Origin of the sequence: Streptomyces synnematoformans (assembly GCF_039531005.1) — a bacterium.
Lineage (GTDB): Bacteria > Actinomycetota > Actinomycetes > Streptomycetales > Streptomycetaceae > Streptomyces > Streptomyces synnematoformans.
In genome coordinates this window covers 1-21957 of record NZ_BAAAPF010000094.1, presented here as the reverse complement: position 1 = coordinate 21957, position 21957 = coordinate 1, and the positions used below count along the sequence as shown (strand labels likewise).

Sequence of the window (21957 nt, the reverse complement as noted above, 5' to 3'; positions counted from 1 at the left end):
GCCACCCGGGCCGCGAACACCTCCCAGGCGCTGTCGAACAGGGCGGCGGTCGCGGCACGCGTCGCACGCGACGCCGCCAACAGCGCGGCGAACCACGCCGACAAGGCGGCGGACGCCGCCGAGGAGGCGGCGGAGCACGCGGGCGAGGCGATCGAGTACGCGAAGCGGTCCACCGCGTACGCGAAGGCGGCGGTGCAGGCGGCCGACACGGCCTCCGGCGCGGTCCGGGAAGCCGTGGAGGTGGAGCAGGCGGCCCGGGACGCCGACGCGGCCAAGCTGGCGGAGGACACCCGGATCGGTGTCGAGGAGGCCGCGGTGCTCGCGCAGGAGGAGGCGGCGGACACCCGGCTGCTGCAGCGCGACCTCGACCAGTCGGCCCAGACGTCCCAGGAGATCAAGGACCTGATCGCCGCCGCCGAGGCGGCGTACCGGTCCGGTGACACGGCCACCGCGGTCACCGAGGGCCGCAGGGCCGCGGTCAAGCTCCTGAACGCGACCGGCTCCTGGACCCGGGACGCGGCCGAGTACGCGCTGTCCGGCAGCGAGTACGACATCCTCAACTGGATCGACGTGGACCGCCCGCTCGCCCAGCGCCAGGACGACCGGGAGAACACGCTCACGCTGGCGCAGTCCGCCGTCTCCGACGTGGTGGCGGCGGCCGCCTCGGCGCTGGAGAGCACCGACCTCGACGCGGCGGCCGCGTTCCTGCAGCAGGGGTTCAAGGAGGCCGCGGCCGAGGAGTACCGCATCCAGATCGTACGGATCCTCGGCGCCGGCCCGGGGCGTGCCGTACAGGCGCAGGCCCAGGCGGCGCTGGACGCGGGATCGGCCGAGGCGATGCACCGCTTCCTGGCCTACGAGTGGGCGGAGGCGGTCAAGGAGGACGACCGGGTCGAGGTGGTCACCCTCCTCGACTCCGGCGGTCCGTACATGAAGGCCGCGTGCCAGATCGTGCTGGAGGGCTCGGCCCGGATGCGGCGCGCATTCGTGCTGAAGGACAAGTTCAACATCGCCCGGATCGACGAGGACCACGCGGCGCACGTGGCGGCCATGCGGGCCGCCCTCGCGCACGCGGCCAGGATCGCCGCCCAGGCGCAGGAGGACGCGGCGCTGGCGTCCGAGGCCGCGGCCGAGGCCCGGCAGGCCGCCGAGGAGGCCGCCGAGTGGGCGTCGAAGGCGCGGGGCTGGGCGCAGGCCGCCGCGGACTCGGCCGCCCGGGCGAAGCAGAACGCGGACGCCGCCGACGCGTCGGCGGCGGCCGCCAAGCAGTCGGCGCAGGCCGCGAAGGAGGCGGCGGCCACCGCGCGGGGCGCGGCCCGTACGGCCACCTACTCGGCCCGGCGGGCGGCCCAGTCCGCCAAGCAGGCGGTGGCGTCCGCGCTGCAGGCGCAGTCCTCCGCCACCGCCGCCAGGGCCTCCGCCGTGCAGGCCGGGAAGGACGCGCGGGCCGCCGCCGCGGCCGCCACCGAGGCGCACCAGATCTGGGCGGCGAAGCGGAAGGCCGAACTCGAAGAGCAGGCGAGAATACGGGAGCAGCGGCAGCGGGAGGCCGAGCAGAAGGGCGATCATCCCGCCGACGACCCGGCGAACGACGACGACGGCGACACCAAGTGGCTCGGCATGTGGCCGGAGGACATATCCGACCCGAAGGACTGGGCGGAGGCCACGAGCCACTGGAGCACGGTTCTCGGCGCTCTCGCCGTCGTGTCCGGGGCCATCTCCCTGTACCCGCCGGCCGCACCGTTCTTCGGCCCCCTCGCGACGGGCCTGGGTTTGCTCTCCTGGGGCCTGCAGGGCGTCAGCGCCATCATCAGCGCACGCGCGTACGGCTTGGGCAGCAAAGACTTCTGGAGGGCGCTCGGCCAGGCCGCGATCCCGCCCGTGCTGTCCAAGGTGAGCAAGGCCGCCAGGCACGTCGGGCTGGTCGGGAATGTCGGCAAGAAGGTGCTGGACATCGGCGGCGACGCCTACACCACCGTGATCGGGTGGGTCACCTGGTAACCGGCGCCATCGCGCGGCTCAACCACCGGCGGCCGCTCTGAACAATGCGGGCGCCGCTCTGTCAATACTCGAACAGCACCGGTTGGCAAACCGGGGAAACGAGAAATCATGAGGTTGATCAGGCGTGCCCTGATAACGGGCATCGTCGCGGCGGTGGTGGCGGCTGCCTACGCCGTCGCGGCACCTGCCGGGCAGCAGAACGTGTCGCACACTCCGGCGGCGGCAGGCGATCCGGGGTACGCGGTGGAGGATTTCGCCTACCCGGGCGCGGACCGGATCCAGCAGGAGCGCGGAATCCTGCTGAAGCGCGGGAACGGGCACATCGTGCTGGCGCCCGCATGCGCCGACGGCCTGCTGCGCGTATGGGCCCGCGGCAAGCCGGAGTACTGCTTCAAGGTGACCGGCGACACCGGTTATCTGTCGCTCGACCTGCCCGCGGTCTACACGGTCAGGGGCATCGACTACGACACCACCCTCACCATGACCGTCGACGACGAGACCAAGACCTACGACATTCCCCGCAACCAGTGGGAGGCGGTCGGGGAGGGCACCGATCCGGAACGGCGCGACCACACCCTGGTGGAGATCAGGACCAGCAAGTGACGGCGCAATTCGCGTGAGTCGACCGCTGGCGCAGCCCTTACCGGATCCCCCGAACCTGATCGAGGAAGTGGTCATGAGAAAACCCCGTACTCCCCGTACCGCCCGCAGCGTGTGGGCCGCCCTCACCGCGTTCGCCACGGCGGCGCCGCTCGCGCTGGCCGCGACCCCGGCCGCGGCCGTCGTCGGCACCCCGCAGGCCGACAGCACCTACGGCTTCACCAGCCGGCTCGTCGTTGGAGACTTCCAGCGCGGGTGCTCGGCCGCCCTGGTCGAGCGGGAGTGGCTGCTCACCGCGGCCAGCTGCTTCGCCGACGACCCGGCCGCGGGCATCGCCGTCGCACCGGGCACACCGAAGGTCAGGACCGTCGCCACCGTCGGCCGCACCGACGTGTCCGACACGTCCTCCGGCCAGGTCCGCGACGTCGTCGAGCTGGTGCCCTACGACGGCCGCGACGTGGTGCTGGCCCGGCTGGCCCGGCCGGTGTTCGGCATACCCCCGGTGCCCGTCAGCGCCACCGCACCCGCCGCGGGCGAGGAGCTGCGGGTGGCCGGCTACGGCCGTACCGCCGCGGACTGGGCCCCGGACCAGCTGCACAGGGGCGCCTTCACCGTCGACGCGGTCGGCACCCCCGACCTCACCCTCTCCGGCCGGGACGGCGCCGCCGTCTGCGCCGGTGACACCGGCGGCCCCGCCGTCCGGGTGGCGGACGGCGCCCCCGAACTCGTCGCGCTCAGCTCCCGCTCGTACCAGGTCGGCTGCTTCGGCACCGAAACCGCGGACGGCACCCCGAACAGCGCCGTCAGCGCCCGCGTCGACGACCTGCGCGGCTGGGTCGACGACACGGTCGGGCGCCCGCGGTACACCGACTTCAACTGCGACGGCGCCGAGGACGTCGCGATCGCCGACCCCCACGTCACGGTGGGCGGCGCCGCCAACGCCGGCGTCGTGCGCGTCGTCCTCGGCGGCGGCAAGGGCACCGCCGAGATCACCCAGAACCTCGACGCCGTCCCGGGCGCAGCCGAGGCGAACGACCGGTTCGGCCACGTCCTGGCCACGTACGACGAGAACGAGGACGGCTGCACCGACCTCGTCGTCGGCATCCCGTACGAGGACCTCGGCAGCACCGCGGACGCCGGCATGGCCAGCCTCCTCTACGGCGCCCCGGGCGGCCTGACCACCGGAAAGGCGTCGGTCAACCACGAGCAGGGCGCCGGCCCCGGCGACATCGGCGCCTCTCTGGTCGAGGCCGGCGACCACATGGGCGCCTCGCTGGCCGCCGGGCACACCACGACGGGCGAGCCCTACCTGGTCATCGGGGCCCCCGGCGAGGACATCGGCTCCGGGAGCACCGTCGACGTCGACGCCGGCACGGCCTACTACCTGCGGGGCACCGTCAACCAGGGGCTCACCCAGGGCAGGGACGGGGTGGCCGGAGGGCCGGAGACGGGCGACGACTTCGGCGCCACGCTCGCGGCCACGCCGCAGCACATCGCCGTCGGCGTACCGGGCGAGGGCCTCGGCAGCAAGGCCGACGCGGGCGGGGTGCAGATCTTTGCGCACGCGCTGTCCACGGCCGGCATCCCCGAGCCGCTCGGCGTGGTGAACCAGGACCAGGACGACGTCACCGGCGCCGGCGAGACCGGCGACCGGTTCTCCGACGGCCTGGCCGGAGTGCCCTACCGGCCGGCCGGCTCCGCCGCGGCCACCGACTCGATCTTCTTCGTGGGCGCGCCCGGTGAGGACGTGACGGTCGACGGCGTCGGCCACGTGGACTCCGGCGGCGTCTACAACATCCGGGTGACCGCGGCCGGCGCCATCAGCCAGCACAGCACCATCTGGCAGGGCCACGCCGGAGTCGCCGGCGGACCGGAGAACGGCGACCGCTTCGGCGCGACCTTCGCCGCGGCGAACACCAGGCCCAAGGCGCTCAGTTCCGCCGACACCATCGCGCTGGCCGTCGGCGCGCCCGGGGAGGACCTCAGCGGGATCGCGAACACCGGCGCCGTCCAGACGTTCGCCCCGCTGTGGTCGCCGGGCGACTCCGACCGCTGGATCCAGACGGGCTCCGCCGGGCTGCCCGGCAGCCTGGGCGCCGGCCAGCGGGTGGGCGCCCACATCCAGGCCACCGGCGGCCACCTGTACGTCGGCATGCCCTACGGCCCGTCCGCGTACGGCGCCATGCACGCGCTGCCCTGGCCGAACGTCCGCGGCTGGCCCGACACCTCCGCCGTGACCAGTTACGAACCCGGCAGGGACGGGCTGCCGGCGGTGGGCACGAGCTTCGGCTGGGCCATGCGGTGACCGGTCCGGCGCCCCGTACCGCATGAGAAGGGCCCCGCGCACACGGGTGCGCGGGGCCCTCACGGCCCCGGCGCCGCCGGGACGGCACCGGGCCCACCAGACCGTCGCGGCGCGGGAAGAGCCGCCGGGACGAGAGCACCTTGGCCCGGTAGGGAACGGCGGCCTCCTCCAGCGCGCACACCACCTTCCCCCAGGTCCGCAGCGCCTCGTCCGGGTCGCCGGTGTGCACGTAGACGCGGAGTGCCGGACCCCGGCCGCCGCGTCCGCGCGAGCCGTCGACGAGGAAGTACCCGGGCGAGAGGCCGGGGCGGTGGGCCGGCAGGCTGCGGGCGCGGTCGAGCGGGGTGGCGGGGGTCATGGGAGCCGGGTCACCGTGCCGCGCCGTCGGCGGTCTCGGGGTGGAGCGTGCCGGTGAGGATGAGCGAGTGCATGGGTTCCAGGCCGAGTTCGGACACGAGGTTCCGGCGGAGCGTGTGGTAGACGTGCAACGCCTCGCGCCGGTATCCGGCGAGGAAGTAGGCCCGCATCAGCAGGGCGTGGGTGTGCTCGCGGACCGGGTGGTCCGCGGTCAGGGAGCCGAGCTGGAGGATGGCCTCGGAGTGGCGGCCGGTGGCCATCAGCGCCTCGCCGCGCTCTTCCTCGGTACGCAGGCGCAGCTCCTCCAGCCGGGCGGCCTCGGCCGCCAGCAGTGCCCCGCTGGTGCTGCCGAGCGCGGTGCCGCGCCACAGCCGCAGCGCCGCGTCGTACGCGCCGACGGCGCGCTGCGGCTGCCCGGCGGCCAGCGCGCCGTGCGCCTGGTCGGCCAGCGACGAGAAGCGGTCGAGGTCCAGCCGGCCGGGTGCGACCCGCAGGGTGTAGCCGGACGGACGGGTGACGAGGGGGCCGGGGCCGGACGGGGCCGCGCGGAGCTTCTTGCGCAGTTCGGAGACGAGGGTCCGGACGCGCATGTCCGGCGCCGCGGGCAGGGAGTCCCCCAGCCCGGCCGCGATCCCCGGCACCGGGACCGACTGGTCGGCGCGGAGCAGCAGGAGCGCGAGCAGCGACCGCTGCTTGCCGTTCAGCCGGATCCAGTCCGTTCCGGCTCTGACCTCGACGACGCCGAGGAGCTGGTATTCCACGGGATTCGACCTCAACGGTCGCCGTCCTGACCTGGGGGCACGCCGATGCCGGCCTTCGCGACCGGCGGCGGCCGTCCCGTACGGACGACGGACGGCGGACGCCGGACCGGTCACCGTCAGCGTGCGGCAGGCGCGGCGGGTCTGTCGGTGAGATTCGGCCTGGGATGAACAACGGCGTAGCGGAGCAGCCGGGGTGGTCGGCGACGGCCTGGAGGACGTCGGCCCGGGTGCGGCCCGGCAGCGCCGCCAGCGGCGACCGGGGCGGGCGGGCCCCGGAGCGGGCCGGGCCCGGGCGGCCGGAGGGCACCGGCGGGGCGGACGGGGTGGACGGGGACGGTCCGCCTGCGGCCGTCGCCGGTACGCCGATGAGGTAGCGCAGCGCGGGCTGCGGCGCGGTGCAGATGTCGACGGAGGGCGCGTCGACCGCGAAGACGGAGGGGACGAGCAGCAGCCCGCGCCCGTCGAGGTGCAGGTCGCCGTCGTACCCGGAGGCCATCGTGACCTCCAGCACGGGCGCGCGCCAGCGGATGCTGGGCGGATGGAGCAGGGTGAGAAGGTGCTCCACTCCGCCGGTGAGCAGCTGCCGCATCCATAACCCCCGGTCCGCGACCACCTCGTCGGCGATGTGCTCCCACTACGGCGAGAGCAGGGTCGCGAACACGTGGTCCAGGTGAATGCGGTACGTCATGGCCTGTCCACCTCATCCGCCCCGGGGCCCGCCGGGGCGCCGGCTACAGTCTGCCGCCGTCCTTGCGGTAGCGCAGGAGGAGCATGGCGGCGTCGTCCTGGAGAGGGCCGCGTACGTGGTCGACCAGGCTCTGGCGGACGGCCGCCAGCGCGGTGTCGGCGTCGGTTTCGGTCAGGAGGGCGGCGGCCTCGGTGAGGGGGTAGAAGGCGCCCTCCCCGTCGCGCGCTTCCGTGACCCCGTCCGTGTAGAAGAGGATCTGGTCGCCGGGGCTGAAGGGGTGCACGTGGGGTTGCGGGGGCGCGGTGCCGTGCATGCCGAGGCCGAGGGGGAGCGCGCGTGCGGAGGGTTCGAGCAGGCGCGTGGTGCCGTCGCCCTGGACCGCCAGCGGGGCGGGGTGGCCGTAGTTGAGCAGGGTCACGGCCGACTCGTGGCCGATCTCCGCCATGATGGCGGTGACGAACTTCTCGGACGTCAGGTGGCGGTCCAGCGCCCGCTCCACCCGCTCGCCGACCGCCTGGAGGTCCGGTTCGTCGTAGGCCGCCTCCCGGAAGGCGCCGAGCACCACCGCCGCGGTCTCGACGGCCTCCAGCCCCTTGCCCTGTACGTCGCCGATGATCACCCGCACGCCCACCGGTGACGTCACGACCTCGTACAGGTCGCCGCCGATCCTGGCGTCGGCGACCGCGGAGGTGTACGAGAGCGCGATCCGCAGCTTCCCGGCGGCCATCGGCACCGGCCGCAGCAGCACGCGCTGGGCCGTCTCAGCGATCGAGCGCACGTTTGACAGCTCGGCTTCCCGCGCCTGCCGCATCCGTACGGCCACCAGGCCGGCCGCGGTGACGCCGACCACCGAAAGCATGGCGGTGTACCCGCGGCGGTCACCGAGCAGTCCGTTGTACTCGCTGAGCCCCGCGGCGAGCAGCAGCGCCAGCGCGCCGATCAGCAGGGTGCGCCGCCAGCCGCCGACCAGGCCGGCGAACGCGGGGCCCAGGGAGACCAGCGGCAGGTAGCCGACCTCCGGACCGGCCGACGTGTCCACGGCCGCGACGACGGCCATCACGGCATAGGGCAGTACGGACAGCACCCCGCGGACGGGCGCGCGCGGCCTGGGACTCTGCGGCTCGTTCACGGCTTCCTCTCCCGTGAGGGAATCGCCCGGCACCCCACGACGAACATCACCAGACACGTTAGACACGCGAGCGTGTTTGTCCCACCGCACCCGCCATTGCCGTTATGGATCCGCAGTGATCTCCTGCCCTGAACGTCACTCGCCCGCGGCCGTGCCCGGGCCCGGCGGCCGGCCCGTCCGACCCGGTGTCAGGTGGCGCCCGGGCCGGGGTGGCCCTGGTGGGTGAAGGCGGCCCAGGCCGCCGGGTGGTCGAGGCCGAGGCCCGGGCCCCTGCCGAGTTCGCGGACGAGCCGGCCGCTGAGCGACCCCGGGTTCCGGCGGTCGGGATCGAGCATCCACAGCTGGGCGGCCCTGAGGGCGTCGACCGGGCTGCGGCCCTCGACGCGCAGGTAGTGATGGAAGACGGCCATCATGAGGGCCGCGGCGGAGTCCCGGGCGGCCCACCGCGACCCCACCACGTCGCGCGCCCCGCGGGAGAGGAACGCGGTCGTCAGCGTGAGCGCCTCGTCGTGGTCGCGGTTGCTCAGGTCCGTCTCGCAGGCGCTGAGTACGACGAGCGGCCCGTCGGAGGCGCTGGTGCCGTGGCTTCCGTCCGCCAGCAGGCGGGCCACGGTCAGGCTGCCCGGGTCCGGCTCCGGGCCGGTGTCCGTGCCCGTGCCCGTGTCCGTGTCCGTGTCGGTGCCCGGGCGGGTGCCGGAGCCCGGGGGCGCGAGCTGCAGCGCGGAGGCCGTCGGGCTGGTGCCGGCGGAGCCGTGGCAGGCCACGTGGAGCAGGGACGGGGTGCCGCCGAGCGCGTCGAGGACGTCGTCGGGCGTGCCGGCCGCCGCCGGTTCGACGGGCGGCTCGTACATGTCCCCGAGGAGCCGCGCCCGCGGGTAGCAGCTCTCGTGGAGCGAGGCCACCTCCAGCTCGGCGTGCGGCAGGGTCAGGCCGGGGTCCGCCACGAGCACGGCGTCGGCCTCGGGGGCCCTCCGGGCGCGCCGCACCGCGTCGGTGAACTGGCGGCCCGACGCCGCGTAGCTGATCACCACGGCCTCGCAGGCGTACCGGGTGGCCGACCCGGTGCGGAAGCGCGCCGCGTGCCACGGGACGATGCCGAGGCGGCCGCAGGGCACCAGGACGATCCGGGCCGGGCCGGGCCGGCCCCGGCGCCGGTTTCCGCTGGCGGCGAGCCGTTCGGCGACGCCGGTCAGGACGGGGACGACGGCCGCGCCGGTCGCCCAGTCGCACAGCTCCACGAGGGCGTCCTCCCACGCCCGCTGGGCGGCTGCGGAGCCCGTGCGCTGGCGCTCCGCGGCCGCGTCGAGATACGCCTCCAGCGGGCCGCTCGCCGCACCGGACAGCAGCGGCAGCGCCCGCACCCCGGTGCCGATGTCGGGGCCCAGCATCACCGCCATGCCGGGCCGGTCGCCCCGGCCGGCGAGCAGGTACACCAGCGCGTCGGCCTCCCCCTGCGCGACCGCGGACGTGAGTTCGGCCACCGTCGGCGTACGGAAGAGCCCGCCGTCCGGGTCCCGGTGGCCCAGGGCTTCGAGGGCCCGGCGGCGCAGCGAGCTGGGCAGCTCGCGGGGGACCGCCCGGGGGTCCCGGTCGTCGGCGGGGTTCGCCGACCGCCACGCCTCGGCGAGTTCGGGGTGGCCCCGGTCCGCGAGCAGTTCGGGAACGGCGCGTGCGGTGGAGGCCGCCTGCAGCACGAGGGCCCGGCCGAGTTCCAGCGCGGCCACCGCCTCCTCGACGCGCCCCTCGGACGCCGCCCAGACCGCGGCCCGTACGCCGAAGTCGGCTCCCCGCCGGGCGGCGAGCAGCCCGTGCTCCGGGCCGGTCTGCAGGACGACGTCGCCGGCGAGCGCCTGCAGGGACTCCAGCGCCGCCTGCGCGGCGGCCTCGCGGTCCGCCGGGTCGTGGGTGAGCGACAGGCGGGTCCGGTGGTTCTCCGCGAGCTGCCAGAGGGCGTGGGCGGCGAGGTGCGGGCTCCGGCCCCGGCGGACGTGCTCGCGGACCCGCTCCAGTGCCGCGATGGCGGTGTCCAGGTCGGCCGGTTCCCGGGTGAGGGAGTAGCGCACGGTGGCGTTGAGACCGGAGCCGTAGTGGGTTTCCGCGGCGGCCTCCGGCGGGACCGCGGCCTGCTCGGGCAGGAGACCGGGCTCGTGGCCCACCGAGGCGCGGATGGTGCGGAGAGCGTCCTTGAACTGCGTCGTCAGCGCGTCGGGCAGGCCGAGGTGCCCGGCCGCGGCCAGGCCTTCCTCCTGATAGGCGAGGCTGCGCATGAGCAGCGCGTTGCCCTCGTCGCGGGTGCGCATGGACAGCGAGTTGAGTGCGGAGCCGAGGGCGAGCAGGACCATCCAGCGGAAGGGGTGGTCCGCGGGGGTGGAGCGTTCCAGAGACTCCAGTTCGCCGGCCAGGCGCGCCAGTTCAGCCGACGACTCCGTCTGCTCCGCCCGACGCACCTGGAGGAGCAGGGCCAGCATCCGCATCCCGGCGCCCAGCTCGGAGCCCTCGGCCGACGCCGACGTCCGTGCGAAGTGGTCGACCATCGCCTGCACATGGGCGTCGGCGACCGCCTCGTCCTGACGGCTGCCGCTGAGCATCCCGCCCAGCTGCAGCACCAGGCGCATCATGTTCTGGATCTCCGCCCGGTCACCGGCGTCCGCCGGTTGGCCGGACTCCGTCCCCAACCGGCCCAGGAGATGATCGACCGATTCGGGGTCGCCGGTACGGAAAGCCTCCACCGCGCCCAGCATCGAGGAGATCCAGGACCTCATGACCGGATCGAAGGCCTCGGCCCCGGCGCCCGCGCCCGTGTCCGTGTCCGGCTCCGGGCGGGGAGCTGCGGGCCGGGGCGCCGACTCACCGGACACGTCCCCGGGGGCGGCGCTCAGGAGGAGCACGCGCAGCTCGTCTCTGAACGGGAAATCCGCCGGTATCCGCTCCAGCAGCCCTGCCGGATCGGACAGCCCGCTGCGCTGCATGTACGAGACGAGGTCGCGCATCTGCCGCAGCTGCGCCACCGCCTCCGGGGGCAGCGGCAGCTCGGCGGCCTCGCCCGCCAGCGCGACGAGTTCCGCCCCTCCGGCGGCGATGCTGCCGGGGTCCGCCCCGCGGATGTGGTCGAAGACCGGCCAGAAGCTCGCGGGCACTCCGGGGCGGCCGCCCGGGGCGGCGTGGTCCGACGTCATCAGCAGGAACAGCGCGGCCCACCGCCGCTCCTCCGCCGCTACGCCCCGACCGGCGGGCGTCGACGGGTCCCGTACCTCGCGCAGCAGGAGCCGGGCCCGCCTGCGGTCCTCCTCGGTGCCCTGCCCCGCGGCGCAGCGCAGCGCGAGCAGCGCACCCAGCCGCGCGGTGACGAGGCCGAGGAGGGGCGGGTCGCCGTCCAGAAGGCCACGCAGCGCCGACAGCTCCGCGACGGTCTCCGCCACGTCCCCGGGGGACGCCGAGCCGCTCTGCATCTGCTTGATCAGTTCCGCCGTGCGCAGGTTCACCCGGTCGACCCGGGCCCGCAGCCCTGCCGCACCACCGCTCGTCTCGCCACCCACCATGCCTCCGTCCCCGGTGCCGTCCGGCGCGGGACCGCACGCAGCGCCCTTTCATGATGGAGCCGCACCGGCTGCTGCGGAGGGCGGTTTTCCTGCAACTGCCAAGCCACAACCGAAAGTCACCCCAAAAGCAACCAGCCCCGCCGAACCGCCCGTTCCGGCCCGCTGTCCATGACCGACGGAGTGGAATGCCCGGCTGGGGTGCCGAAGGGGGCGGTGGTGTCAGACGCCGGCAAGGTTCGAGGCCGAAGCTCCCGCAAGTTCCCGGAGCTTCACCAGTGTTTCCGCGTCTGTCGAGTACACCACCGTTCCGATCATCCCCCGGGTCAGCAGCACTTTGTAGGTGTTACGGATCAGTCGGTCCACATCCGCGTCGGGCGTCGAGCTCTTGAAGGCGGGATCTTTGGAGGCCGTACGGTCCGTGACCCAGCGGTCCCCGCGCCAGACCAGGTCAGGGCCGATGATGACGCCGCTCCAGTCGTACTCGAACCCCTGGGCGGTGTACACACAGCCCACTTGCCCGAAACCGGCCGGATCGGTGGCCCACAGGGCGGCCGGCGGCGCGCCTCCCACCGCCCGGTCGCCGAAGACGTTCCAGGGGCGTCGCCACTCCCCGATGACAACGTCCGGTGGCAGTGCCTGCCCCGGGGCCACCTTCTTCGTCCACTTCCAGCAGTACCCCGCCGACATGCGTGCGCTGTAGTGCTGTGAGCGGCGGTCGTCGAGAAGTGCTTCCATCTCCTGTGGGCTGTCCGCGACCAGCAACTGCATCTTGCCATCAGGCTCCCAGGCGACCGGGCCTCCGGGCCCGAGCCCCAGCAACCGCACCACCCACCCGAGGTACGCGTCGCTTCCGCCGCACCGGAACTGGCCGTCCAGCGGCAGTACCTCACAGCGGAGCCCTTTCCTGGCCGCAGCCGACCTGATGTCCGACACCGTGCCCATCTCGCCGGGGCGTACGACCTGGTGTTGGTCCAGCAGGAAGACGGGGACGTGGGCCGCGTCGATCAACTCGTCGATCTGGGCTCTGCCGGTGCGGTTCGATGCCGACGTGAACCGGTTCGCAGAAGTCTTCCGAATGCGGTGAGCCTCGTCGCAGATCAGGACGTCCAGGCTGTTGGGTTCGGCGGTCATGAAGCTGTTGAAGTACTTGAAGAGGTCCCGGACCGCGCGTTTTCTGGAGCCGGCGACCTTCCTCATCGTGGTCGTGAACGACTGGGAGCCGGTCGCGTGCAGGGCCGTGATGCCCTGCCGGTACAGCTCGCCCAGGAGCGACAGGGCGATGACGCTCTTGCCGGTGCCGGGTCCCCCGGTGACGACGACGACTTCCTTGTGGTTGGACTGTTTGGCGCGGCGGACGGCGTTGAGGACTTTGCGGTAGGCGATCTGCTGCTCGTCGAGCAATACGAACTGCTCGCGCTCACGGACCTCTGCTGCGGCCACCGCCATCAGTTGCTTGGACGGCCCGACCTTGCCGTTGACAAGTTCGTCCGCGACCGAGACACCGGACGCGGTGCCCAGCTTGGTACGCAGATAGTCGATGAATTCCCCGCGGCGAGCACCGACGAAGAGCCGGCCGTACTGGTCCTGTTCGGTTTCGAAGAGTCCACTGACGCCGAACTCGGTGGCGTTGTGGAGATAAGCGGCGCCGCTCACGCGGTCCGGGTGTTCCGCCAGTGCCCCGTTGAAGGAGACGAGGTATTGGCAGTACCCTCGCACCTGCTCGACCGGGTTGAGCTGCGCTCTGTCTCCTACACGGCACAGCGACGGATCGTCGTCGTCCGGATCAGCGCTGCTCCACTGCTTCAGCTCCACGACGACGTATGACGGCAGCCCGGTCTTGGGATGCACGCCGGCCAGGACGGCATCGGCCCGTTTGCTGTTCAGCGGCAGCCCGTATTCCAGGAGTACCTCCACCTGCCCGAGGCCGGCGTCGTTGAGTGCGCTCGCGAGCACCGGTATGCTCCGCTCCCACGAGCGGGCCTCGGACGAACTCGGCCGGTGCCCGTGAACGTGCACGAACTGCTCCGTCAGGCGGAAGAAGAGGGCGCCGGACAGGCACTCGGCGCCGACCGCGGCGGCGGAGTCGCGGAACAGCAAGGGATGCTCCCGGGCAGCACGAAGGAACTCGTGCGGGTGGGGGCATGTCCGTCTTACTCCGCAAGGCGGAGCGGAAGCCCGGCGGGCCGCAGCTACGACGGGAGCAAGGTTACCTGCGTCGTGTGCGGTAGGCGGGCGGCAGCTGTGATCCTTCCGCGGTGAGCCTGGGCCGGGCACCGTCCACGTTCTGCATCCCGATGGTGCCGGGGATGAGTCTGCGCAGTTCGTTGTGGGTGTCCTGGTCGACCGCATAAAGGACCGTGCCCACAACTCCTCGGGTGAGAAGGACGTGGTAGGCGTTCCGGATGCACCGTTCGACGACCTGGTCCTCGATGCCGCCGCGGAAGCCGGGATCGCGGGAGGCGGACCGGTCCACCCTGAACATGCCGTCACGGAAGAGCAGGTCCGGGCCGATGATGACGCCGTTCCAGTCGTACTCGAAGGTCTGGGCCGTGTAGACGCAGCCGATCTGTCCGACGCCGCGACGGTCGGTGGACCACAGATCCGACTTCGGCGCGTTCGGCACCTCGTGCTGCGGTTTCACATTCCAGGGCCGGTGCCACTCGCCGATTCGTACGTCGTTGACGAGCTCGTCACCGTTCGGATTGCTCCACGGCCAGCAGAACCCCGCGGTGATTCGTGCTGTGGCACCCTCGCTTGCGCGCTCCAGAATGAACTGCTCCATCTGCTCCGGGGAGTCGGCGACCGTGAGTGCCATCCGCCCGTCCGAGCGCCACCCCACCGGATCCGAGACGGTGCCCAGGCCCAGGAGTTGCTGGACCCAGCCCTGGTACTGCTTGCTGCCGCCGGCCCGGAACGTTCCCTCCAGATCTTCCACACTGACCGAGTAACCGTGATCAAGGGCGAGCTCGCGGAGGTATTCGGCTGTGCCGACCTCGTCCGGACGAATCGACTGGTGGTCGTCAAGCAGGAAAATCGGCACCTTCGCTGCTCTGAACAACTCGATGGCCTGCGGCCGGTCGTCATCCCGGACCTCCCGCGGTGTCCAGCGATCGGTCGAGTTGCGCCGCAGGCGGTGTGCCTCGTCGCAGATCAGAACATCGACGCTGTCCGGAGAGGCGTCGGTGAAGCTGTTGAAGTACCGGTACAACCTGCACGACGCTCTGCGCTTTTCCGCAAGCTGCCCGCGGCGCGCCGAGCCGGTCATGATCTCCCGCAGCGTCTCCGTGTACGCGTGGGATCCACTGGCAAGCACGGCTTCATGGCCCTTGAGTCCAAGTTCCCGTTGCAGTTCCAACGCAACGGCGCTCTTCCCGCTCCCGGGGCCGCCGCGCAAGATGTACACGTGCTTGCGGCCGGAAGCGGGGGCGGCGGCATGGGCGGCCTCAGCGTCGTAGAACAGCTCAAGGCCGACGCGGGACAGAGGTGCGGCCCTCTCCAGTCGCCGGGTGATGCGGTCGAAAGCGACGACCTGCTCGTCCAGCAGCGTAAGGCCACCGCCGGTGACCGACCGCTGCCGGGCCACGTCGGTGACCTTGCGCAGGGGGTACCAGCGGCCACCTGCCAGTGCCTTTGCGGCCCTCCCGCCGGACGCATCGGTGAACTTCGAGGTCAGAATGCCTTCGAATCGGTCTATGTCATCGAGCGTGTAGAGCCAGCCGTGCGCGGTTTCGTGGAGGTCGAACAACGCCGCCACGTGCTCGTCCCGGGCGTTGTGGAGAAGTGCCACGCCCGTCAGCGGATCTTCGATCCTCTGGAGATGGGGGATATACCGCTTCATGTAGTCGCAGTACCGTTGCACCTGCCGCACTGGGTGCAGTTTGTTCTTCCCCTCCCCGTACCCGAGGTCCACGGCAACCGGACACTCGGGATCGACAGAGGCGTGTCGAACCTGTTTCAACTCGACAGCCAGGTAGGAGTCTTCTCCGGTCCCGGGACGCTGCCCGCACAGCACCAGGTCGACGGCGGAACTGGTGTGCGGCAGGTCGAACTCGATCTGCACTTCCACCCCGCCCAGTCCCCTGGCCAGCAGGGCCCTGACAACTACGGGAATGCTGTTGTTCCAGGACGCGATGTCGCCCGGGCTTGCGGGTCGGCCCTTGATGTCCTGGTGCAGGGCCCGCAGCTTCTGGGTGAGCTGAGTGTCCTCCGACTCACCCTCGACGTCGATGAGCGGACCCAGTTCGGCCGCGGACAGTTGCAGGAGCACGAAGGTTCCCCAGGCACGAGGTGACTCGTGCGGGTGGGGGCATGTCCTTCGCTCCTCCACCGGAGCGGAGCGGAAGCCCGTCGGGCCGCAATGACGGTTCGTAGACTAGCGGTCGGGGGGCACCGTGTGGGCGGGCCCAGGAGGCCCCGCCCACACGGTGCCCGGCTCAGCCGGACTGTGCACCGCGGTCCCAGGCGGCAGCCGGAGCAGGTTCGAGCCGAGGCCCACCGTGATGCCCAGGAGGACTTCGTGCACCCGGTTCCGGTGCTCGGACGGGTACTTGCCAGCGGCCATCGGAAGGTGTCCCTTCGGTGGCGGCGGTGGTGCAGGATCGCACGGGACCGGCTCTCAGGGGCGAACGACCCTCCTCGTCGTGCTCGCCGGGGCCGAAGAGCCACTTGACGGGCTGCCACGACATGGCCTGCGATTCCTGTCATGGAAGCTCCGCGTCGATCCCGCAGATGGTTATCGCTGCTCCTGGTGGCGGTGATCGCGGCTCTCGCCTTCGGCACCTGGAAGTGGGAGCAGGGGCAACTGGAGGCCGAGACCTTCGACCTGACGGGCTCGGTGCTGCTGTCCGGCGAGCTTGAGACCGCCCCGGAAGGCACGTGCCGCGGTGCCCGCGGGGGTGTTGCGCCGGGTGCGGCGGTGACGGTGTACGGCGCGGGCGGGGAGGTCGTGGCCACGGGCGGGCTCGGCTCCTCGTGGCAGCAGAGCGACGGCGCTTGCCGGTTCCGCTTCCGGGTGGCGGACGTGCCCGTCGGCGGGGACCTGTACCAGGTGCAGGTGGCGGCCGGCCAACGCACGACCATCTCCCGGGCGACGGCGGAGAGCGGCCGTACGGAGCTGCGCGTCGGACGCAGCGGTTGACCTTGCGGTTCCCCGCCGGCTTCGGGCGCCGGGGGCGGCCGCGCTCGCGGCGGTCAGCGGTCGGGGGGGTGGTGGGGGGTGCGGTTGCGGGGGGGGGGGATGCGGGCCCACACGGTCTTTCCCGGTCCGGCACCCGGTGACCAGCCCCAGCTGGCGCTCAGCGCGGCGACGACGTGCAGCCCCCGCCCGCCGTCGGCCAGGGGCTCGGCGGCCCCGAGCACGGGCGGGGCCGGGCTGGGGTCGGAGACGGCGCACAGGAGGGCGTGTTCCTTGCGGGTGAGGGTGAGCCAGGCGGTGGAGCGGGTGCGGCGGGGCGGGTGGGGAAGGGCGTGGCGCAGGGCGTTGGTGACGAGCTCGGCGGTGACGGCGGCGGCGTCGTCGGCGTACGCGGTCAGCCGCCAGCGGCGCAGCGCGGTGCGCAGGAAGTGCCGGGAGGCGCGGACGCATCCGGGGACGGGGTCGAGGCGGATGGCGGTGACGCTGCCGGCGGTGAGTCCCAGCGCGACGGCCCAGTCGTGGCCGCCGGCGCGCGGCGCGGGGCGGTCGTGTGCCGTCATACCTCATCCCTTCGAGCGATAACCCGACGCGGGTATAGAGATGATCTCAACTCGCTGAGTAATATCACTGATCGGTCATCCCGGGCAATTGCCGTGGCAATCGCCCCGGTGGGCCCGTGGTGGCGGGTGGCGAGTTCCCTGAGTGCGGAGAGGAGTGCGGGCGCGTGCAGCAGTTCGACAACGGGGTGATGGCCAGCTCGATTCCGGATGTGCGGTGGACCAGGAGCGCGCGAAGCGGTGTGGAAGGCAACTGTGTGGAGGTTGCCCTTCTTCCCGGCGGCGGTGCGGCGTTCCGCAATTCCCGTGATCCGAAGGGGCCGGCGCTGGTATACACCAGGGACGAGGTGATCGCTTTCCTGGGCGGCGCGAAGGGCGGTGAGTTCGATTTCCTGCTCAGCTGAGTTCTGATTGTCCGTGCGCTCGTTCGCGCACGCGTATACGCTCCTCGGTGCGATCGAACGTCCCGTCTGCTCCGCCAGGAGTTCTCGGCGTTGAAGTCGCGTGTGCTCACAACGTCGAGAACCGGAAGAGCCGCTGAGGAGAGGAGAAGGGGGGCATGCTGACCGGCCGCAAGTACCGCGTGTACCTCGACGGCGGGCAGGAGGTCTACGCCGAGACCATCGCGGGCGCGTGCCGGTCGGTGTGGAACACCGGCCTGGAACAGCGACGCGAGTACCGGCGCCGAGGCGCCTGGATGAACTACGTTTCCCAGGCCGGGGAACTCGCGGAAGCCAAGAGCGAGCACACCTGGCTCAAGGACGTTCCCGGGCACTGCTTGCAGCAGACCCTGATGGACCTGGACAAGGCATGCCGGAGGCACGGCACAGGGAAGGTGCGTTGGCGCTCGAAGGCCCGCTGGGCCCCGTCGTTCAGGTTTCCCGAGGGAAGCAGGATTCGCGTCGAGCGCCTCAACCGGAAGTGGGGGCGTGCGAAGCTGCCGAAGATCGGCTGGATACGGTTTTGCTGGTCCCGGCCCCTGGACGGCGACGTCAAGTCGGCCACCGTGTGCCGCAAGGCCGGACGCTGGTACCTCTCCTTCCTCGTCGACGACCAGGCCACCACCCCGGAGCATCACGCGGGGGCCCCGGTCGGTATCGACCGCGGCGTTGCTGTCGCTGCCACCACCAGCACGGGCGACTTCCATGACCGCCCGTTCGTCACCGGCGGCGAGACCAAGCGGTACAAGCGGCTTCAGCAGCAGCTCGCCCGCACCAAGAAAGGCAGCCGGAATCGGGCCAACGTCCGCGCCCGCATGAACCGCATCATGGGCCGGGTCACCGACCGGCGCACCGACTTCTGCGCTCAGCTGGCCAGCCAGATCACCACCCGGCACAACGTCGTAGCGCTGGAAGACCTGCGTACGCGCACCATGACCGCCTCTGCGGCCGGAACCCTCGCCGAGCCGGGCAAGCAGGTCGCGCAGAAGCGGGGTCTGAACCGAGCCGTCCTCGACAAGGGGTGGCACCGCCTCGAACTCGCCCTGCGTAGCGCTGCCCGCTACACCGGAGCGAAAGTCGTGCTGGTCAACCCCGCGTACACGTCCCAGACCTGCAACGCCTGCAAGGTCGTGGACCCGAAGTCCCGCAAGAGCCAAGCGGTCTTCGCGTGCACAGCCTGCGGCCACCGGGCCCACGCCGACGTGAACGCGGCCGGCAACATCCTCAACGCGGCGGGACATGCCGTGTCAGCCTGTGGAGACCTCGGGGATGCCCGGTCGACGAAGCAGGAACTACCGGGACCCCGCGAGGCAGTACCGGTCCGACCAGCGATCCCGCTCGTCGGAATCCCCAGCTCTAGCTGTGGGGAGGATCGTCAAAATGACCGCCGTCCGGACCACACCGAGGAGCGTTTCATGCGTCCCGAACCGACTCTGGCGACTTCCATAACTCACCATCTGCACCGGCCCAAGAAGAGCCCGACCGCCCTGCGTATCGCGCTCGGCTACCACCTGCGCAGGCTGCGCGAGGACGCCGGCGTCGACATGGAGAAGGCGGCCGAGGAACTCCTGGTGTCCGTCTCGAAGATCTCCAGGATGGAGACGGGCAAGCGCACGTGCCGTGCCCAGGACGTCTCCGCCCTGCTGCACCTGTACGGGGTGCCGGAGCCGGACATCGCCCTGGTGCTGGAGCTGGTCGAGGACTCGGTCCGGCCGGGCTGGTGGGACGCGTACGGGAAGTCGGTGCCCACCTGGTTCGAGCCGCTCGTGGGCCTGGAGGCCGCGGCCGACCTGATCCGTACCTGCGAGGCCCAGCTGGTGCCCGGCCTGATGCAGACCGAGGACTACGCGCGCGGCATGGCCACCCTCGGCAGGCTGGACGACGCCTTCGCCGAGCGGCGGGTGGCGCTGCGCATGGAGCGTCAGGACAGGATCCTCGACGACGCCGAAGGGCCGAAGCTGTGGGCGGTCGTGGAGGAGACGGCGCTGTTCCGCGGCGCGTTCGGGGCCGACGTCATGCGGGCCCAGATGGCGCACCTGCGGCACCTGTGCGACCACCCGCGGGTCACGCTGCAGGTCGTGCCGTTCGACAAGGTGTACCTGGAGCCGTACGTCCCCTTCACCTATCTGCGGTTCGAGGAGCCCGAGCTGCCGAACACGGTCTACGTCGAGCACCTCAAGGGCGCGAAGTACCTCGACAAGGCGGAGGACGTCAACAACCACCTGGAGATGCTGGACACGCTGGTCGGCACCGCGCTGACGCACGAGGAGACCAGGAAGCGGCTGGAGGGCGCCGTCCGCTACTACGGCTGACCGGCGCGGCCGGGGCGGGTCACGGCCGCCTGGCCACACCCCCGTACTCGATCCACTCCGTGCCCGGCTGCTTGGGCGCCACCTCCGTGTCCGGCCGCCAGGTGGAGACCTCGACCAGGCCGGGCGGCAGGACCTCCAGGCCGTCGAAGAAGCCCTCGACGTCCTGGGTCTCGCGTACGCGGCCCCAGTCGCCCCCGGTGCTGCGCAGCATGAAGTCGGTGGTGGACCGCCGGACCGCGGGGTCGTCGCTCACCAGGTGGCTGACGGCCACGAAGCTCCCGGGCGGCAGCGCGTCCATGACGGTGCGGACCAGCCCCGCCGGGTCATCCTCGTCGGGGATGCAGTGCAGCACGGAGACGAACAGCGCGGCGACCGGTTCGCCGGGCGCCAGCAGGCTGCCGACGTGCGGGTCGGCCATGATGCTCGCGGTGTCGCGCATGTCGGCGTGGATGACGGCGGTGTTCTCGTTGTCCTCCAGCAGCGCCCGGCCGTGGGCCAGCACGATGGGGTCGTTGTCGATGTAGACGACGCGGGCGCCCGGGGCCTCGCGCTGCGCGACCTGGTGGACGTTGTCCTGGGTCGGCAGTCCGGACCCGTGGTCGAGGAAGCGCCGTACGCCGAAGTCGCGGGCCAGGACCCGGACGGCGCGCCGCAGGAACCGGCGGTTGTTCTCGGCGAGGACCTTCGTGCTGGGGGCCTGGGCGGACAGCGCCGCGCACGCCTCCCGGTCGGCGGCGAAGTTGTTGTTGCCGCCCAGGTAGAAGTCGTACATGCGGGCGACGCTGGGCAGCCGCGTGTCGATACCGCGGGGAAGGCGCAGGCGTCCCTCGTGGTCCCGTTCCATCCGCCAGCAGACCCCCGCTCCACCCGTGCTCCAGCCCGGTGCGTCCATCGTAGGGAGCCGGGGCCGCCGGGGCGAGGCCGCAGCAGCCCGGGGCGGGGCGCGGCGGCGCGATCCGGCCACGGCCCTCAGGGCCGGAGCTCGCGCGGGCGGGCGCCGTCGCCGGCGGTGTCGTCGCGGGCGGGGAAGGAGAGGTCCGCCGTACGCGGCAACTGCCGCCGGGCGAGGCGCAGCTGGCCGGCGACCACCGGTTCCGCCACGCCCATCAGCTGGGCCGCCTGGGCGTCGGTGAGCGCGAGTCGGTAGCGGAGGAGCAGCGCGTCCGCCTGCAGGTCGGGGAGCGTACGGTGCGGGTCCCAGCCGGGCGCGGGGCCGGCGGTGCGGGCCGCGGCCCGCACCCGGGTGCGCAGGGTCTCCCATGCGACGGCGGCCACGGACGCGCTGCGCAGCGCGCGGTCCCAGGCGAGCGCCAGGTCGCCCAGGGCCCGCGCCACCGCCAGGCGCCCGGCGGCCGCGTCGGCGACGCGCGCCCGGCTGTAGCGCACGTAGTTCTCCTCGTGCAGCAGGCAGAACGCGGTGTAGTCCAGCGGCAGCGCGATCGTCAGCGGCCGCCCGTACGCCTCGGGTCTCACGGCTGCTCCCCCCTGAACCGGCATCGGAGATCGAGGTCGGTCACCCGTCGCCGCCGGCGGCGGGGTCGTCGGCGACCGCGCCCGGCGGGGCGTCGAGGGTGGCCAGGACGGCGTAGTGGAACGCCTCCCACACCGGCCGGACGTCGGACGGGTACGCGCCCAGGGCCGAGGCCAGCGCGCTGAGCTGCGGCCAGTCGAGGACCTGGGTGCCGTCCAGCGCGCGCCGGGCCTGCTCGGCCGGTACGGCGCCGCAGCCGCGGACCACCTCCTCGACATCGGGGCAGCCCGCGGCCAGATAGAGCCCCTGCACCGCCGCGTGCACGCGCCTCGCGGCCTCGTCGACCGAGGTGCGGGAGGGGGCGGTGAAGCCGTGCGCCCGCTCCCACAGGTGGCGCACCGCCGCCGGGTCCTCGCCGCAGGCGGTCACCAGGGCCCGCACCGCCGGCCAGGAGGCGCCGCGGTCGCCGCTGAGGATGCGGGAGACGTACGACGAGTGGCGTCCCATGGCCGCGGCGACGTCCAGCTTCGACAGGCCGGCGCGCTCGTGCACCGTGCGCAGGGCCGCCGCCAGGGCCCGCGTCGCCCGGCCCGTGCCGGACCTCGCCGCGGCGGCGTCCGCCGCCGCCTCCGGGCTCTGAGCCGCCTCCGGCCTGACCGCCGC

Annotated in this window: 15 protein-coding genes and 1 pseudogene; 6 read left to right on the top strand and 10 right to left on the bottom strand. The window is 72.6% G+C overall.

Features of this window, described 5'->3' with window-relative positions; all coding sequences use genetic code 11:
- From ABD317_RS16165 to ABD317_RS16155, 3 genes are all read left to right on the top strand, one after another.
- A partial coding sequence (locus ABD317_RS16165) for an ALF repeat-containing protein (RefSeq protein WP_344290673.1) occupies positions 1-2001 on the top strand: 2001 nt, incomplete at its 5' end.
- A 108-nt stretch (positions 2002-2109) separates the two neighbouring features.
- A complete protein-coding gene (locus tag ABD317_RS16160; RefSeq protein WP_344290672.1) occupies positions 2110-2604 on the top strand; it encodes a hypothetical protein in 495 nt (164 codons plus the stop codon).
- A 73-nt stretch (positions 2605-2677) separates the two neighbouring features.
- Complete coding sequence (locus tag ABD317_RS16155) at positions 2678-4906, top strand: trypsin-like serine protease (RefSeq protein WP_344290671.1); 2229 nt, start codon at positions 2678-2680, stop codon at positions 4904-4906.
- 106 nt (positions 4907-5012) lie between these two features.
- Here the strand turns inward: ABD317_RS16155 and ABD317_RS37825 are convergent.
- The 6 genes and pseudogenes from ABD317_RS37825 to ABD317_RS16130 form a co-directional block, all read right to left on the bottom strand.
- Positions 5013-5264: pseudogene (locus tag ABD317_RS37825) on the bottom strand (T3SS effector HopA1 family protein); the annotation flags it as partial.
- A gap of 10 nt (positions 5265-5274) precedes the next feature.
- Positions 5275-6024 (bottom strand): AfsR/SARP family transcriptional regulator, encoded by a 750-nt coding sequence (locus ABD317_RS16150; protein WP_344290670.1) that lies wholly within the window; start codon positions 6022-6024, stop codon positions 5275-5277.
- Between the two features lie 731 nt (positions 6025-6755).
- Complete coding sequence (locus ABD317_RS16145; protein ID WP_344290669.1) at positions 6756-7841, bottom strand: PP2C family protein-serine/threonine phosphatase; 1086 nt, start codon at positions 7839-7841, stop codon at positions 6756-6758.
- Positions 7842-8029: 188 nt separating this feature from the next.
- Entirely contained in the window at positions 8030-11380 is a 3351-nt protein-coding gene (locus ABD317_RS16140; RefSeq protein ID WP_344290668.1) for a CHAT domain-containing protein, read from the bottom strand.
- A 219-nt stretch (positions 11381-11599) separates the two neighbouring features.
- Entirely contained in the window at positions 11600-13477 is a 1878-nt protein-coding gene (locus ABD317_RS16135) for a DNA/RNA helicase domain-containing protein (RefSeq protein WP_344290667.1), read from the bottom strand.
- 109 nt (positions 13478-13586) lie between these two features.
- Positions 13587-15647, bottom strand: coding sequence for a DUF2075 domain-containing protein (locus tag ABD317_RS16130; protein WP_344290666.1), 2061 nt, complete (start codon positions 15645-15647; stop codon positions 13587-13589).
- 435 nt (positions 15648-16082) lie between these two features.
- Between ABD317_RS16130 and ABD317_RS16125 the strand changes: the two genes are divergently transcribed.
- Positions 16083-16517, top strand: a complete 435-nt coding sequence (locus ABD317_RS16125; protein WP_344290665.1) for a hypothetical protein — start codon at positions 16083-16085, stop codon at positions 16515-16517.
- 53 nt (positions 16518-16570) lie between these two features.
- Here ABD317_RS16125 and ABD317_RS16120 read toward each other — a convergent pair whose 3' ends face one another.
- Positions 16571-17074: an ATP-binding protein gene (locus ABD317_RS16120; RefSeq protein WP_344290664.1), complete on the bottom strand. Its 504-nt coding sequence runs from the start codon at positions 17072-17074 to the stop codon at positions 16571-16573.
- Positions 17075-17262: 188 nt separating this feature from the next.
- On the opposite strand from ABD317_RS16120, the gene ABD317_RS16115 reads away from it, so the two are divergent.
- Together ABD317_RS16115 and ABD317_RS16110 are read left to right on the top strand one after the other, a co-directional pair.
- Positions 17263-17475, top strand: a complete 213-nt coding sequence (locus ABD317_RS16115) for a DUF397 domain-containing protein (protein WP_344290675.1) — start codon at positions 17263-17265, stop codon at positions 17473-17475.
- A 155-nt stretch (positions 17476-17630) separates the two neighbouring features.
- Positions 17631-19823, top strand: coding sequence for an RNA-guided endonuclease TnpB family protein (locus ABD317_RS16110; RefSeq protein WP_344290663.1), 2193 nt, complete (start codon positions 17631-17633; stop codon positions 19821-19823).
- A 19-nt stretch (positions 19824-19842) separates the two neighbouring features.
- On the opposite strand, the gene ABD317_RS16105 is transcribed toward ABD317_RS16110, so the two are convergent.
- From ABD317_RS16105 to ABD317_RS16095, 3 genes are all read right to left on the bottom strand, one after another.
- On the bottom strand, positions 19843-20667 hold the full coding sequence (locus ABD317_RS16105) for an SAM-dependent methyltransferase (RefSeq protein WP_344290674.1): 825 nt from the start codon (positions 20665-20667) through the stop codon (positions 19843-19845).
- Positions 20668-20792: 125 nt separating this feature from the next.
- The gene (locus tag ABD317_RS16100) at positions 20793-21296 is read right to left on the bottom strand and encodes a hypothetical protein (protein ID WP_344290662.1); all 504 of its coding nucleotides are present in this window, start codon (positions 21294-21296) and stop codon (positions 20793-20795) included.
- A gap of 40 nt (positions 21297-21336) precedes the next feature.
- A partial coding sequence (locus ABD317_RS16095; protein ID WP_344290661.1) for a helix-turn-helix domain-containing protein occupies positions 21337-21957 on the bottom strand: 621 nt, incomplete at its 5' end.